The sequence below is a fragment of the Massilia genomosp. 1 genome (genome assembly GCF_011682185.1).
Taxonomy (GTDB): domain Bacteria; phylum Pseudomonadota; class Gammaproteobacteria; order Burkholderiales; family Burkholderiaceae_D; genus Telluria_A; species Telluria_A rubra.
On record NZ_WHJF01000557.1, the window covers coordinates 1 to 280 of the forward strand.

At 61.1% G+C, this 280-nt stretch carries 1 pseudogene; it reads left to right on the forward strand.

Annotated elements, in window-relative coordinates:
- Positions 1 to 280 (forward strand): annotated as a pseudogene (locus F1735_RS34880) (IS5/IS1182 family transposase); the annotation flags it as partial.

Below are 280 nucleotides of genomic sequence, written 5' to 3' on the forward strand. Positions count from 1 at the left end.
CTGATCATGCAACGCTGGAACGCAGTTCAATATGACGTGCTGCCGGAACTGTGCGCAGAAGTGGGCGTCGTGACGCCGAAACTTGAGCGCCTTATCTACGTTCTGGAGTGGGCGCGTATCGAGGAGTTCGCTGACGATTCCTGGGACGGCATTGGCCGACCGCCGCATGTACGTGCATGGCTGGCGAATGCTTTCGTGGCGAAGGCGGTGCTGGGCATCACCACCACCGTCGGGCTGGTCGAGCGCCTGACCATGGACAAGACCTTGCGGCGCATTTGCG